This is a genomic window from Sphingomonas sp. CD22 (assembly GCF_034556155.1).
Taxonomy (GTDB): Bacteria; Pseudomonadota; Alphaproteobacteria; order Sphingomonadales; family Sphingomonadaceae; genus Sphingomonas.
The window spans coordinates 584,914-599,692 of the sequence record NZ_JAYDYX010000002.1; the positions used below are offsets into that span (position 1 = coordinate 584,914).

The 14,779-nt window shown below is 68.2% G+C and carries 10 protein-coding genes; 5 read left to right on the plus strand and 5 right to left on the minus strand.

The genetic code is table 11. From position 1 onward, the window contains the following. Positions 1-4: 4 nt before the first annotated feature. The 4 genes from SFC76_RS06080 to SFC76_RS06095 all read right to left on the minus strand — a co-directional run bounded on the left by SFC76_RS06080 (position 5) and on the right by SFC76_RS06095 (position 4,855). Positions 5-895 (minus strand): alpha/beta hydrolase, encoded by an 891-nt coding sequence (locus SFC76_RS06080; RefSeq protein ID WP_322848567.1) that lies wholly within the window; start codon positions 893-895, stop codon positions 5-7. A 95-nt stretch (positions 896-990) separates the two neighbouring features. Further along, a complete protein-coding gene (gene xylA, locus SFC76_RS06085; protein WP_416222390.1) occupies positions 991-2,301 on the minus strand; it encodes a xylose isomerase in 1,311 nt (436 codons plus the stop codon). Then, the gene (xylB, locus tag SFC76_RS06090) at positions 2,298-3,740 is read right to left on the minus strand and encodes a xylulokinase (RefSeq protein WP_322848569.1); all 1,443 of its coding nucleotides are present in this window, start codon (positions 3,738-3,740) and stop codon (positions 2,298-2,300) included. The genes xylA and xylB overlap by 4 nt, the downstream gene beginning before the upstream one ends. 8 nt (positions 3,741-3,748) lie before the next feature. Then, complete coding sequence (locus SFC76_RS06095) at positions 3,749-4,855, minus strand: glycoside hydrolase family 43 protein (protein WP_322848570.1); 1,107 nt, start codon at positions 4,853-4,855, stop codon at positions 3,749-3,751. Positions 4,856-5,657: 802 nt separating this feature from the next. On the opposite strand from SFC76_RS06095, the gene SFC76_RS06100 reads away from it, so the two are divergent. Next, positions 5,658-7,436 carry an IlvD/Edd family dehydratase gene (locus SFC76_RS06100; protein WP_322848571.1) on the plus strand — a complete coding sequence of 593 codons (1,779 nt, stop codon included), beginning with the start codon at positions 5,658-5,660 and terminating at the stop codon, positions 7,434-7,436. A 42-nt stretch (positions 7,437-7,478) separates the two neighbouring features. Beyond that, positions 7,479-8,903 carry a sugar porter family MFS transporter gene (locus tag SFC76_RS06105; protein ID WP_322848572.1) on the plus strand — a complete coding sequence of 475 codons (1,425 nt, stop codon included), beginning with the start codon at positions 7,479-7,481 and terminating at the stop codon, positions 8,901-8,903. A gap of 64 nt (positions 8,904-8,967) precedes the next feature. On the opposite strand, the gene SFC76_RS06110 is transcribed toward SFC76_RS06105, so the two are convergent. After that, positions 8,968-10,617, minus strand: coding sequence for a glycoside hydrolase family 43 protein (locus SFC76_RS06110; protein WP_322848573.1), 1,650 nt, complete (start codon positions 10,615-10,617; stop codon positions 8,968-8,970). Between the two features lie 342 nt (positions 10,618-10,959). On the opposite strand from SFC76_RS06110, the gene SFC76_RS06115 reads away from it, so the two are divergent. From SFC76_RS06115 to SFC76_RS06125, 3 genes are read left to right on the plus strand one after another with little or no spacing between them, the layout of a single operon-like run. Beyond that, positions 10,960-11,688, plus strand: coding sequence for an acetylxylan esterase (locus SFC76_RS06115; RefSeq protein ID WP_322848574.1), 729 nt, complete (start codon positions 10,960-10,962; stop codon positions 11,686-11,688). 14 nt (positions 11,689-11,702) lie between these two features. Next, positions 11,703-13,160 carry a family 43 glycosylhydrolase gene (locus tag SFC76_RS06120; RefSeq protein ID WP_322848575.1) on the plus strand — a complete coding sequence of 486 codons (1,458 nt, stop codon included), beginning with the start codon at positions 11,703-11,705 and terminating at the stop codon, positions 13,158-13,160. A 35-nt stretch (positions 13,161-13,195) separates the two neighbouring features. Further along, a complete protein-coding gene (locus SFC76_RS06125; protein ID WP_322848576.1) occupies positions 13,196-14,779 on the plus strand; it encodes an alpha-N-arabinofuranosidase in 1,584 nt (527 codons plus the stop codon).

Below are 14,779 nucleotides of genomic sequence, written 5' to 3' on the forward strand. Positions count from 1 at the left end.
TGGGTCATTTGCCGCCGGCACGGGGCCGGGGCGACAGCCAGCCGCCGTCGGCGAGCCAGTCGTCGAGCCGGTCGGGCCAGTGCAGGATCGAGATGCGATCCGATTCGTCGAGATTGAAGGCGTGATCGCTGTCGGCGTACATATGCAGCTCCGCCGAGACGCCCGCCTTGCGCAATTGTTCGTACAGCGCGACCGAGGGCGGCGCGCAGCAGGCGTCGCGGCTGCCCGCGACGATGAAGGCGGGCGGCGCGCCGGCGATCGCCTTGGCGGGGATGCCGCGCGGGCCGGGGAAGACGAGCACCTGGAAATCGGGGCGCGCGGGCAGGCGGTCGATCGCATCCACCGCCGGGCGGCCGGCGGGTTCGGGATTGTCGGCGATCTGCGACACCAGTTCGCCACCGGCGGAGAATCCCATCGCGCCGACGCGGGCGGGGTCGATGCCGTAATCGGCGGCATGCGCGCGCACCCAGCGCATCGCGCGGCGGGCGTCGTCGGCGGCGTCGCCCTCGACCGAATAGGGGGAGCCGGGCTCGTTCGCCAGCCGGTATTTGAGGACGAAGGCGGTGACCCCCATGCGGTTGAGCGCGGTGGCGACCTTGGTCCCCTCGTTGGTCCAGACGAGCAGTTTGTGGCCGCCGCCGGGCATCACGACGATCGCCGCGCCGTTGCGGTGGCGGGCGTCCGCGGGGAAGGCGATCAGCGAGGGATCGTGGATGTTGCGCACCCAATAATCGCGGGCGACCTCGGCTTCCTGACGGCGCGCGCGCGATCCGGGGGCGCCATCGGGCCAGAGCTTGATCGCCGTATAGGTCGGCGCGGCTTGCGGGGCGGGGTCCTGCGCGGGCGACGGCGCCGCCGCCAGCAGGACCGCCAAGGCGAAGGCTCGGCGCATCATCACTCTCCCATATGTCCGGTCGCCGTGTTCGACGTTCCGGGTCCCGGCATCGCCGGGGAGGCGTCCGGCCCCGTCAGGGGCCGGACACGCGAGGCTTAGAGGAAACGGTTGATCAGGTTCTCGAGCCGCTCCTGGCCGCCCGAGCGCGGCTGCGGATCGATGTCCTGCTGGATCGCGAGATCGGCGATGCCGGCGAGGTCGAGATCGGCGATCTTGCCGCCGAACTCACCCGTCCAGCCCGCGTAACGCTCGGTCTTGGCGGCGTCGAGGCGACCGTCCTCGATCAGCGCGGCGGCGTTGAGCAGGCCCTTGGCGACGACGTCGATGCCGCCGACATGGCCGTGGAACAGGTCGATCGCGTCGATCGACTGGCGGCGGACCTTGGCGTCGAAGTTGAAGCCGCCGGTGGTGAAGCCGCCGGCGCGCAGGATCTCGACCATCGCCAGCGTCAGTTCCTCGACCGAATTGGGGAATTGATCGGTATCCCAGCCGTTCTGCGGATCGCCGCGATTGGCGTCGATCGAGCCGAAGATGCCGAGCGCGCTGGCGGTGGCGATCTCATGCTCGAAGGTGTGGCCCGACAGCGTGGCGTGGTTCGCCTCGATGTTGACGCGCACCTCGTTCTCGAGGCCGTAGCGCTTGAGGAAGCCGTACACCGTCGCGGTGTCGAAGTCGTATTGGTGCTTGGTCGGCTCGTGCGGCTTCGGTTCGATCAGGATCGTGCCGGTGAAGCCGATCTTGTGCTTGTGCTCGACGACGAGGCTGAGGAAGCGGCCGAAATTGTCGAGCTCGCGCTTCATGTCGGTGTTGAGCAGCGTCTCATAGCCCTCGCGGCCGCCCCACAAGACGTAATTCTGGCCGCCGAGGCGATGCGTCGCCTCGAGCGCGTCGCGCACCTGCATCGCACCGAAGGCATAGACCTCGGGATCGGGATTGGTCGCGCCGCCGGCGGCGAAGCGCGGGTGGCTGAACAAATTGGCGGTGCCCCACAGCAGCTTGCGACCCGACGAGGCCTGCAGCTTCTCGAGGTGATCGACGGCTTCCGCGAAATAGCGGCGATGTTCGGTGACGTTGGCGGCATCGGCCATCACGTCGACGTCGTGGAAGCAATAATAAGGCACGTCGAGCTTCTGGAAGAAGTCGAACGCAACCTCGCGCTTCTCGGCCGCGGCGGCGCTGTCGTTGGGGCCGCGATGCCACGGGCGGTTGAAGGTGCCGCCGCCGAACACGTCGGAGCCGGGCCAGCAGAAGGTGTGCCAGAAGCAGGCGGCGAAGCGCAGATGCTCTTCCATCGTCTTGCCGAGCACGACGCGGTTCTTGTCGTAGAAGCGGTAGGCGAGCTCGTTGTCGCTGTCCGGTCCTTCGTAGCGGATCTGGGGGATGTCGGCGAAAAAGTCGGCCATCAGAGGGTCCTTATGCGGGGGTAGGCGTCGCGGAACGCGGCGCCCTTGGGGGCTAGGCGCTCGACAAGCGCCGGATCGGGGGTGATGACGTGGGACACGGGCGGCGCCTGGCAGACGTCGGCGGGGCTGCCGCCGTCGACCGCGAGCTGGGCGAGGCGGGCGGCGCCGAGCGCCGGGCCGACCTCGCCGCCTTGCAGGTAGACGAGCTCGACGTCCATCGTCGCGGCGAGCGTTTCGCCCCAATAGCGCGAACGCGCGCCGCCGCCGATCACCGACAGGCGCTCGATCGTCGTGCCGGCATCGCGCAGCACGCGGATGCCGTCGGCTAGCCCGAAGCCGACGCCCTCCAGCACCGCCTGCGCCAGCCGGTCTGGACCGGTGTCGTTGTCGAGCCGGAGGAAGGCGCCGCGGACCTGCGCGTCGTTATGGGGGGTGCGTTCGCCGGAGAGATAGGGGAGGAACAGCTCCGGCCCGGCACCCGGTCCGGCGCGCTCGGCGCGCGCGAACAGGTCCGCGGCACCCGCCGCGCCGGTGATCCTGGCGACCCAGTCGATGCACGAGGCGGCGGACAGGTGAACCGCCATCTGGTGCCACATGTCGGGCAGGCAGTGGCAGAAGGCATGGACCGCGCCCGCGACATTGGGGCGGAAGCGGTCGGTGGCGACGAAGATCACGCCCGAGGTGCCGAGCGACAGCAACGCATCGCCGTCGCGCACCGCGCCGACCCCCGCCGCGCCGGCGGCATTGTCGCCGCCGCCGCCGGCGACGGGCACGCTGCCCATGCCCCAGAGTTCGGCGATCTCGGGGCGCAGGCGGCCCGCGACGGCGCTGCCCTCGACCAGCGCCGGCATCTGCGCTTCGGTCAGGCCGGTGGCGGCGAGCAGCGTGTCGCTCCACCGCCGGCCGGCGACGTTGAGCCACAGCGTGCCTGCTGAATCGGACATATCCGACAGCTTTTCGCCGGTCATCTGCAGCCGGACGTAATCCTTGGGCAGCAGCACGGTGGCGATCTGCGCGAACGTCTCCGGCTCGTGATGGCGCACCCATTGCAGCTTGGGCGCGGTGAAGCCGGGCATCGCGAGATTGCCGGCGATGTCATGCAGCGCGGGCACCTCGGCTTCCAGCTCGACGCATTCGGCGTGCGAGCGGCCGTCGTTCCACAGGATCGCCGGGCGCAGCGGACGGTCGTCGGCACCGAGCAGCGTCGCGCCGTGCATCTGGCCGGCGAGGCCGATGCCGCGCACCGCGCGGCGGACGTCCGGGTCGATCGCCTGGACCGCCGCGGTCGTCGCCTGCCACCAGGCGTCCGGGTCCTGTTCCGACCACAGGGGCTGCGGACGCTGCACGGTCAGCGCGGCGGTGCCCTGCCCGACGACGCTGCCGTGGGTGTCGAGGACGACCGCCTTGACCCCGGACGTACCGATATCGATGCCGAGAAACATGCCGCCGCTCAGTTCTTGAACGGATCGAGCTGACGGATCGTGCCGTCGGGGTTGAACGTCAGCTCGGCGACCTTGGCCGAGCGCAGATAGTTCTTATTCGACAATTGCGTGTCGTGATAGAACAGCCACCACTTGCCCTTGAACTCGACGACCGAGTGATGCGACGTCCAGCCCTGCACCGGCGACAGCATATGGCCGGTATAGCGGAACGGCCCGTACGGCGAGGTGCCGATCGCATAATTGAGGAAGTGGGTGTCCCCGGTCGAATAGGTGAAATAATATTTGCCGCCGCGCTTGAACACCCACGACGCTTCGAAGAAGCGGCGATCGTGGTCGCCGCCGAGCACCGGCTTGCCGGCCTCGTCGGTGATGACGATGTCGCGCGGCGCCTCGGCGAATTGCTTCATGTCGGCCGACATGCGCGCCATCTTGGGCGACAGCGCGGGCTTGTCGTCCTGCTTGAGGTCGGTGTCGCCGGCATTGGGGTCGAAGCGGCCGCTGGTCCAGCGCTGGAGCTGCCCGCCCCAGATGCCGCCGAAATACATATAGCTCTGGCCGTCGGTGTCGGTGAACACCGCCGGATCGATCGAGAAGCTGCCCTTGATCGGCGCCGGCTCGGCCTTGAACGGGCCGGTCGGCGACTTGCCGGTGGCGACGCCGATGCGGAACACGCCGTCCCGGTCGCGCGCGGGCATATAGAGGTAATAGGTGCCGTTCTTATATGCGGCGTCGGGCGCCCAGGTCTGCTTGGCGGCCCAGGGGATATCCTTCACGTCGATCGCCACCGGATGAACCGTCACCGGGCCGCCGATGCGGTCCATGCTGAGCACGCGATAGTCGTGCATCGCATATTGCGTGCCGAGATCGTCGTCCGGAATGCCGGCGTCGACGTCGTGGCTGGGATAGACGTAGAGCTTGCCGTTGAAGACGTGCGCCGAAGGATCGGCGAAATACAGATTCTTGACCAGGGGCTGGCTGAGGTAGCGCTTACCGTCGGGGCTGCGCGGCTCGGCGGCGGCTGCGGTCGCGGCGGGCTTGGCGACCTGCGCGAGGGCGAGCGTGGCGGTGGTGCCGAGCGCGGCGGCGGTCAGGCAGAGGGCGAGACGAAGCCTCATGGCCGATGATCCTTCCTAGTGACGGCCTTCTGGCGAGGCCTGCAAAATGTGCCGCAGATGCGGGATAGCGCTACCATATGAGGCCGTTTGCGAATTCGCAAGCTGTTCCGGGGCCGGGGAATGACCCGGAGTGGATCAAGAGGCGGGTCATAAGTGGGCGCTCAAATGACGGAGTGGTTGGATGGAGTGCGTCCTGCGAGGCTGCTGCGTTCCGTAATGTCATGAAGCCGGGGCAATTGCATGTCACGCGGCGGCGGGGCTCGATCGATTACACCGAAAGACCCGTCACCCGGACCCGTTCGAGACCTCTGCGAGACCGCGGATGTACCCCGGCGAAGGCCGGGGCGCAGTTGGGCGAAGGTTTGTAATGACTTACCGCGGCTTTCCCAACTGGGCCCCGGCCTCCGCCGGGGTACAATGTTGCCTGTTGTCGCCTCAAGTCGTTCTCTTCGCTGCGGAGTTTACCCCGGAACGCGTCCGGGGTGGCGGAGGGTGAGAAGATAGTCCGGCGAATGGCGATACGTCGTTGTTCGCGCTCGGGATCCATCACGCATTGTATCTCTGAGTCCTCTGCGCCGATGCGCGAACCCAAAGCTACAGACCCCCGCGAACCCACCAGTCGTCGAGTGATTTTCCACTTTCGCAGTTTCGGTCGACCGTGCCGAATCGGGATCGCCGGACCGCCGCATCCGCCCGGCGACGCCTGCGTACCCGTTTGAAGCCTTGACGTGCGGCGGCGGCCTGATAGCGATACCACCAAGGTACGAGCCGGCTCCGGCATCGTCCAAGTGGAGAGTCCAGCGTGTCACGCCAACCGGTTCGTCCCTTCCGTTCGCGCGACTGGTTCGCCGACCCGGCCCGTGCCGATATGACCGCGCTCTATCTCGAACGCTTCATGAATTACGGCCTGACCCCGGCGGAGCTGCGCTCGGGCCGGCCGATCATCGGCATCGCGCAGACCGGCAGCGACCTCAGCCCGTGCAACCGCATCCATCTCGATCTCGCGCGGCGGGTGCGCGACGGCATTCGCGACGCGGGCGGCATCCCGCTCGAATTCCCGGTGCACCCGATCTTCGAGAATTGCCGCCGACCGACCGCGGCGCTCGATCGCAACCTCGCCTATCTCGGGCTGGTCGAGACGCTGTACGGCTATCCCATCGATGCGGTGGTGCTGACCACCGGTTGCGACAAGACGACGCCGTCGGGGATCATGGCCGCCGCCACCGTCGACATCCCGGCGATCGTCCTGTCGGGCGGGCCGATGCTCGACGGCTGGCACGAGGGCGAGCTGGTCGGATCGGGCACCGTCATCTGGCGCTCGCGGCGCAAGCTCGCGGCGGGCGAGATCGACGAGGAGGAATTCCTCCAGCGCGCCACCGACAGCGCGCCCTCGGCGGGCCATTGCAACACGATGGGTACCGCCTCGACGATGAACGCGGTGGCCGAGGCGCTCGGCCTGTCGCTGCCCGGTTGCGCGGCGATCCCCGCGCCGTATCGCGAGCGCGGCCAGTTCGCCTATGAGACCGGCCGTCGCATCGTCGACATGGCCTATGAGGACCTGCGCCCGTCGCGCATCCTGACCCGCGAGAGCTTCCTCAACGCGGTGCGCGTGGTCACCGCGATCGGCGGATCGTCGAACGCGCAGCCGCATATCCAGGCGATGGCGGCGCATGCCGGGATCGAGGTGCGGCCGAGCGACTGGATGGAGCATGGCTACGATCTGCCGTTGCTGGTCGACGTGCAGCCCGCCGGGCGCTTCCTCGGCGAGCGGTTCCACCGGGCCGGCGGCGTGCCCGCGGTGCTGAACGAGCTGCTCGGCGCGGGCAAGCTGGACGGCGACTGCCTGACCGTCACCGGGCGCAGCATAGCCGAGAACCTCGCCGGCCGCGGCGCGACCGACCGCGAGGTCATCCGCCCGTTCGACCAGCCGCTGAAGGAGCAGGCGGGGTTTCTCGTCCTCACCGGCAATCTGTTCGATTTCGCGATCATGAAGACCAGCGTGATCTCGCCGGCGTTCCGTGAACGCTATCTCACCGTGCCGGGACGCGAGAACGTGTTCGAGGCGCGCGCGGTGGTGTTCGAGGGATCGGACGATTACCACCACCGCATCAACGACCCCGCGCTCGGCATCGACGAAGGCTCGATCCTGGTGATCCGCGGCGCCGGCCCGATCGGCTGGCCGGGATCGGCGGAGGTGGTCAACATGCAGCCGCCCGATCATCTGATCCAGCGCGGTATCCTGACGCTGCCGACGCTCGGCGACGGCCGCCAGTCGGGAACGTCGGACAGTCCGTCGATCCTCAACGCCAGCCCGGAGAGCGCGGTCGGCGGCGGCCTGTCGTGGTTGCAGACCGGCGACGTGATCCGCATCGATCTCGCCGCGGGCCGCTGCGACGCGCTGGTCGACGAGGCCGAGATCGCGCGTCGGCGCGGCGGCACGCCGCCCCCCATTGCCGAGAGCCACACGCCGTGGGAAGAACTGTACCGGGAAAAGACCGGCCAGCTCGGCGAAGGCGGCGTCCTCGACTTCGCGTTGAAATATCGGGGTATCGCCGCACGTACGCCGCGGCATAACCACTAGGCACAACCCATTTCGCCGGCGGTGACCGGCACAGGAGAGACGATGACGGATAGCGTAAGGGGGGCAGGGGGGACTGCCACGAACCACGGCTTCATCGCCGCGATCGTCGCGGTGGCGACGATCGGCGGCTTCATGTTCGGCTATGATTCGGGCGTGATCAACGGCACGCAAAAGGGGCTGGAGGCGGCGTTCGCGCTCGGCCGGCTCGGCATCGGCGTCAACGTCGGCGCGATCCTCGTCGGTTCGGCGATCGGTGCGTTCGGCGCCGGCCGGATGGCCGATGCGATCGGCCGCCGCAACGTCATGATGCTGGCGGCGCTGCTGTTCCTGGTCAGCGCCCTGCTCGCCGGCGCGGCGAGCGGCTCGGAAGTCTTCATCTTCGCGCGCATCATCGGCGGCCTCGGCGTCGGTGCGGCGAGCGTCATCTCGCCGGTCTACATCTCCGAAGTCACTCCCGCCTCGATCCGCGGCCGGCTGACCAGCGTGCAGCAGGTGATGATCATCACCGGCCTGACCGGCGCGTTCGTCGCCAATTTCGTGCTCGCACGTTATGCCGGCGGCTCGACCGCGCCGTTCTGGCTCGGCTATCCCGCATGGCGCTGGATGTTCTGGCTGCAGGCGATCCCCGCCGCCATCTATCTCGTCGCGCTGTTCGTCATTCCGGAAAGCCCGCGCTTCCTGATGGCCAAAGGCCGCGAGGCCGAGGCGCATACGGTGCTCGTCCGCCTGTTCGGCACCGCCGAGGCCGACCGCAAGGTCGTCGAGATCCGCAACTCGCTCGCCGCCGACCACCACAAGCCCAAATTGTCGGACCTGCGCGACAAGACCACCGGCAAGATCCGCCCGATCCTGTGGGCGGGCATCGGCCTTGCCATCTTCCAGCAGCTCGTCGGCATCAACGTCGTCTTCTATTATGGCGCGGTGCTGTGGGAAGCGGTTGGCTTCACCGAAGACAATGCGTTGCAGATCAACATCCTGTCGGGCGTGCTGTCGATCGCGGCGTGCCTGTTCACGATCGCCACGGTCGACAAGATCGGCCGCAAGCCGCTGCTGCTCGTCGGTTCGGCCGGCATGGCGGTGACGTTGGCGGTGGTGGCTTGGGCATTCTCGACCGCGGTGACGGACGCAGCGGGCGCGGTCTCTTTGCCGGGGCATAATGGCATGATCGCGCTGATCGCGGCCAACCTCTACGTCATCTTCTTCAACGGCAGCTGGGGCCCGGTGATGTGGGTGATGCTCGGCGAGATGTTCCCCAACCAGATCCGCGGGTCGGGCCTCGCCGTGTCGGGTTTCGCGCAGTGGATCGCCAATGCGGCGATCTCGGTGAGCTTCCCCGCGCTGGCGGTGTCGCCGGGGTTGGCGGTGACCTATTTCGGTTACGCCTTCTTCGCCGCGGCATCGTTCTTCTTCGTGCGCAAGATGGTCAACGAGACCGCGGGCCGCGAACTGGAGGACATGGCGGGCTGATCCGCCGGTCCATCACCGTCATCGCCAGGAAGGGGCGGTCCTGCGGGACCGCCCCTTTTTCGTGTCAGCGGCGCCAGGCGTAGGGCCCCACCAACGTGCCGACGAAGCCACCCGCCGCCTCGGTGCTGAGGAAGCGCGCGTCGACGTCGGCGGCGAGCGTCCGGCCCGCACCGCCCGCCCGATAGTCGAACGCCATCGTGCCGCCGTTGGCGCGGATCGTCAGCGTCACCGGGCCACCGGTGGCGACCGGTGCCGAGGCGACCAGCCGTTCGGCGCCCTTGTCGGTGGTGTAGAGCGCGACCATCGGCTTGCCGGCGATGCGGGTGATGCCGAAGAACAGGAAGTTCTTGTCGCTCTGCATCGCGGCGAGGCCGGCGCGTTCGCCGTCGCTGTCGGGGGTGAAGCGCACCGTCGTGCTCATCGTCGCGACGTGATGCTGCTGGCGCCGCGCGACGAAGGCGGGGACGCCGGCGAGGTCGCCCATCGGCGCGCCGCGGTCGAGCACCAGCTCGTGCCGGTCGATCCGGTAGAGCGGCTGCTTCGGCGTGCGCACGCCGATCCACTGCATCGCCAGCTTCGGCCCGGCGAAGGTGTCGGTATATGCGAAGTCGCCGCTGGTCGGCAGCGCCGGCGGGCGTTGCTGCGGCAGCTTGGGCACGGGCGCGGTGAACGGGATCGGCGTGCCGTGCGGCAGGATCGTCGGCCAGCCCTGCGCCCACGTCACCGGCAGCAGGAACGTCTCGCGCCCAATATTGTAGTAATTGCCGGCATAAGGCCGCACGGCGAGGAAGGTCGCCCACCAGTCGCCGTTCTGCGTCTGCACCAGTTCGGCATGGCCCGCCGAGGTGATCGGATCGGGACGGGCGGGATCCAGATCGCGCTGCGTCAGGATCGGGTTGCCGGCGAACGGCGCATAGGGCCCGCGCAATTCGCGCGAGCGGAAGACGACCTGCGAATGGTTGACGCTGGTGCCGCCCTCGGCCGCGGTCAGATAATAATAGCCGTCCTTCCGGAGGATATGCGGCCCCTCGATCCACACCGGCTTTTTGGTGATGTCGACGCCGCCGTTGACCAGCTGCGTGCTCTCGCCGACCATCTTGCCGGCGCGCCAGTCATATTCCTGTACCCAGATCGCGCGATGGCCCTCGTAGCGCGGCGGTTCGGCGGGGGCGCGGTTGTTGACGATATAGGCGCGCTCGCCCTCCCAATAGATCGACGGATCGATCCCCTCGAACGGCAGCCAGATCGGGTCGGACCACGGCCCCGCCGGGTTCCTGGCGGTGATGACGAAATTGCCTTTGCAGGAGACGCAGGTGTTGACGATGTAGAAGGTGCCGGCGTGATAGGAGATATCGGGCGCGAACACCGCTTCCGAGGTGCGGCGGCCGGTGAAGTCGAGCTGGCCGGGGCGATCGATCGCATTGCCGATCTGCGTCCAGTGGACGAGGTCCTTCGAATGGAAGACCGGCAGGCCGGGGAAGTGCGCGAAGGACGAATTGACCAGGTAATAATCGTCGCCGACCCGCGTCACCGACGGATCGGGATAATAGCCCGACAGGATCGGGTTGCGATACGCGCCCGGCGCCGCGACGGCCTTCTCCTGCGATTGCCCCTGATAGGCGAAGCGGCTGAAGCGCGGCGCCTCGCTCGCCATCGCCGCCGAGCCACCGGCCAATGCCAGCGCCAGAATCATGGCACGTCCCGCCATCTTCATCTCTCCCATATCGCCGGACGCTGGATGCGCCGACCGTTGGAGCAACTATAGCGCTACCAGACGTCGGGGCCAGCCAACGGGATATATCGAATAGATTATTACTCCGATAAATCAGCCGTCCCGCGATGGACACGGTAGCGTTACCAGTCTAGCTTCCGGATCAGCGCAACGATCAGATACGGCGCGATCCGGTGGCAGGCCATCGGGATCGCAGACCAACTCGATCGCGCGACGAAAGGAGGAGGGGATGACCGGGCTGCCGACGGATCGCCATGCGGCGACAGGCGCACCAATCGCGACGGCATCGATGCCATTCCCCTTCGTCAGCCAAGGAGAGCAGCGATGACGGGGATGGTGCGGATGATGCGTCTGGCGCGCGGCGGCGCAGCGTGGCTGGCGCTTGCCGGCGCGACACCGGGCATGGCCGGCCAACAGGCCGCTCCCGCTCCCGCTCCCACCCCCGCCACCGGCATCGCCCCGTATTTCCAGCCTGCCGGCGCCACGCCGGGCGCCCCCGATGCCGATGGCTTCCTGCGCCGCTGGCTGTTGCTCGAACCGATCGTCAAGCCGAACCGCACCAACACGGTGTTCACCGCCAGTTATGTGCGCGAGGCGTTGGGCAAGGAATATTTCCCCGGCCAGTTCACCGCGACGCCGCGCGACGGCCAGATCGTCAACGCCGCCGAGCCGCTGCGCTGGCATGCGCTCGATTCGAACAGCTTCGACATCAAGCTGTTCAACCTGGCGCAGGGGCTGGGCAAGCCGACCTATGGCGTGATCTTCCAGGCCTATACCGTGGTCGATTCGCCGCGCGAGATGCGCGACGTGCGGATGGCGGTCGGCTCCAATGCGGCGTCGATCTGGTGGCTCAACGGCAAGGAGGCGGTCGGGCTGTTCAACGATCGCCGCATGGTGATGGACGACGTGCTGTCGGACCGGTTGACGCTGCGCAAGGGCCGCAACGTCATCCGCGGCGCCGTCATCAACGGGCCGGGGCTCAGCGATTTCTGCGTCCGCTTCCTCGATGCGGAGGGCAAGCCGATCACCGCTGTGTCCACCGTGCTGCGCTGATCCGGGAGACCGCCATGACCCGCCATATCCTCACCGCGCTGGCCCTCGCGCTCGGCACTTCGCTCGGCCTCGCCGCCGCACCCGCCGCCGCGCAATTGCAGGGCGAACCGTTCATCCACGATCCCTCCACGGTCACCTTCTCCGACGGGCGCTGGTATACCTTCGGCACGCGGCAGGGCGGCCTCGTCTCCGACGACGGCTGGACGTGGCGCAGCGGCCCGGTGCGGCCCGGCGGCGGCGTCGCGCCCGACGTCATCAAGATCGGCGAGCGTTACTACATGGCCTATGCGGTCGGCGGCGGCGGCATGTCGGGCGGTCACGCCAGCCAGGTCAAGATCATGTGGACGCTGTCGCTCGACCCCAAGTCGCCGCGCTTCGGCTATCACGACGTCGGCGTCGTCGCGTCGAGCGACGGGGTGGAGACCGCCGATGCGATCGATCCCGCCTTCCTGCTCGCCGACGGGCGGCTGTGGCTGACCTACGGCACCTATTTCGGGCCGATCCGCGTCATCGAACTCGATCCCAAGACCGGGCTGCGCGTCGCCGGCAACCAGCCGGTCGATGTCGCGATCGACATGGAAGCGACCGCGATGATGTATCGCGACGGCTGGTATTATCTGCTCGGCACGCACGGCACCTGCTGCGACGGGCCCAATTCCACCTATCATATCCGCGTCGGCCGGGCGCGCAGCCCGCTCGGGCCGTATCTCGACCATATGGGCACGCCGCTGCTCAAGGGCGGCGGCAAGCTGGTGGTCAGCGCGCGCGGCCGCGATATCGGCCCCGGCCATTTCGGCCTGATCGAGCTGCCCGGCGGCGTCGAGAAATTTTCGATGCATTACGAGGCGGACATGGACCGCAGCGGACGCAGCGTGCTCGGCATCGCACCGCTGCTGTGGCGCGACGGCTGGCCGGTCGCGGGCGAGAACGTCGCGCCCGGCACCTATGAGATCGCGTCCGAGCGCAGCGGCTATGCGCTGGGTCTCGCGACCGATTTCGTCCGCATCCCGTTCGACGCGCGGCGCAGCTTCATGGCCAAGCCGGGCGATCCCGTCGCGCCGCTGCCCGACCAGACGCTGGCGCAGGACAGCGCCGGCTGGCCGCAGGGCCGGGTGCGCGTCGACCTCGCCGATTACATGGTGCGGCCGCATCAATTGTGGACGATCGCGCCGGTGGCCGATGCCGGCGGCTCGTTCGGCGCGCCTTATTACAAGCTGACCATCGCCGGCACGACGCGCGCATTGGCGGCGACCGCGGCGGGCGAGGTCGAGGCGGTGCCCGCCTTCACCGGTGCGGCCGAGCAATTGTGGCGCGTCGACCAGCTCACCGACGGCACCTATCGCATCATGCCCAAGGCGGTGCCGGGCGGCCGCACCGGTCTGGCGCTGGTCGCCGCCGGTGCGAGCACGCCGACGCTCGCCGCGTTCGACCCGATTAGCCCGGCCGGGCGCTGGACGTTCCGCACGCCCTGATCCCCGCCGCCGCCGCCATCACGAGAGGAAGACCCATGACCCCGTTTCGACCCCGCGCCGCCCGCGCGCTGCTGCCGCTGCTGCTCGCCGGGCTCGCGCTGCCGGCGGCGGCACCCGCGCAGGAACGCGAGACAGAGGCGGTGCGCGCGACGCTGCGCGCCGACACGCCGGGGCCGCAGGTGCATCGCGACGTCTTCGGCCAGTTCGCCGAACATCTCGGCCACGGCATCTATGGCGGCATCTGGGTCGGCCCGAAATCGCGCATCCCCAACGATGCCGGCTATCGCCGCGACGTGCTCGCCGCGCTGAAGGCGATCAACGTGCCGATGGTGCGCTGGCCCGGCGGCTGTTTCGCCGACGAATATCATTGGCGCGACGGCATCGGCCCGGCGAAGGACCGGCCCGGCAAGGTCAACACCAACTGGGGCGGGGTCAACGAGGACAACAGCTTCGGCACGCACGAATATTTCGGGCTGATGGAGCGGCTGGGCGCGAGCACCTACGTCGGCGCCAACCTCGGCAGCGCACCGCCGGCCGAGACCGCGCAATGGGTGGAATATATCACCGCCGCCAAGGGCAGCAGCGTGCTCGCCAAGGAGCGCGCCAAGAACGGCCATGCCGAGCCGTGGAAGGTGCAATATCTCGGCATCGGCAACGAACTGTGGGGCTGCGGCGGCAATATGCGTCCCGATTACGCCGCCGACGAGACCAACCGCTACGCGCAATTCGCCAAGTCGGCGAACGGCTCGATGCTCAAGATCGCCAGCGGCCCGAGCGATTCGAATTACGAATGGACCGAGTCGATGATGCGCATCGCCGGCAAGAATATCGACGGGCTGGCGCTCCATTATTATACCCGGCCGCGCGACAAGGACTGGAAGGACAAGGGGCCGGCGATCGGCTTTTCCGAGCACGAATGGGCGACGACGATGCAGCACACGCTGCAGATGGACGAATTCCTGACCAAGCACGCCGCGATCATGGACAAATACGATCCCGCCAAGCGCGTGATGCTGGCGGTGGACGAATGGGGCACCTGGTACGATCCGACGCCGGGCAGCAATCCCGGTTTCCTCGAACAGCAGAACTCGATCCGCGACGCGGTGGTCGCGGGCCTCAACCTCAACATCTTCGTCGCGCATGCCGACCGGGTGCGGATGGCGGCGATCGCGCAGATGGTGAACGTGTTGCAGGCGATGCTGCTCACCGACGGGCCGCGGATGGTGAAGACGCCGACCTATTGGGTGTTCGACCTCTACAAGCCGTGGCAGGGCGCGACCGCGCTGCCGATCACGCTGACCTCGCCCTGGTATCACAAGGACGAGGTGGCGGTGCCCGCGGTCAATGCTTCGGCGGTGCGCGACGCCGCGGGGCAGGTGCACGTCGCGCTGGTCAACCTCGATCCCAACCGCGCGCTGCCGGTGTCGGTCGCGCTGACCGGGGTGCAGGCGGCGCAGGCGAGCGGCCGGATCGTCACGGGGGCGGCGATGGATGCGCACAACAGCTTCGATGCGCCCGATACGGTGACGCCGCAGCCGTTCACCGCGGCGCAGGTCGCCGGCGGTACGCTGACGCTGACGCTGCCGGCCAAGTCGGTCGTCGTGCTCGATCTGCGCTGA

Excerpts from the sequence above, each read along its gene's own strand:
- SFC76_RS06125 (WP_322848576.1), top strand. The coding sequence starts at position 13,196 with ATGACCCCGTTTCGACCCCGCGCCGCCCGCGCGCTGCTGCCGCTGCTG.
- SFC76_RS06095 (WP_322848570.1), bottom strand. The coding sequence starts at position 4,855 with ATGAGGCTTCGTCTCGCCCTCTGCCTGACCGCCGCCGCGCTCGGCACC.
- SFC76_RS06120 (WP_322848575.1), top strand. The coding sequence starts at position 11,703 with ATGACCCGCCATATCCTCACCGCGCTGGCCCTCGCGCTCGGCACTTCG.
- SFC76_RS06110 (WP_322848573.1), bottom strand. The coding sequence starts at position 10,617 with ATGAAGATGGCGGGACGTGCCATGATTCTGGCGCTGGCATTGGCCGGT.
- SFC76_RS06080 (WP_322848567.1), bottom strand. The coding sequence starts at position 895 with ATGATGCGCCGAGCCTTCGCCTTGGCGGTCCTGCTGGCGGCGGCGCCG.
- xylB (WP_322848569.1), bottom strand. The coding sequence starts at position 3,740 with ATGTTTCTCGGCATCGATATCGGTACGTCCGGGGTCAAGGCGGTCGTC.
- SFC76_RS06115 (WP_322848574.1), top strand. The coding sequence starts at position 10,960 with ATGACGGGGATGGTGCGGATGATGCGTCTGGCGCGCGGCGGCGCAGCG.
- SFC76_RS06105 (WP_322848572.1), top strand. The coding sequence starts at position 7,479 with ATGACGGATAGCGTAAGGGGGGCAGGGGGGACTGCCACGAACCACGGC.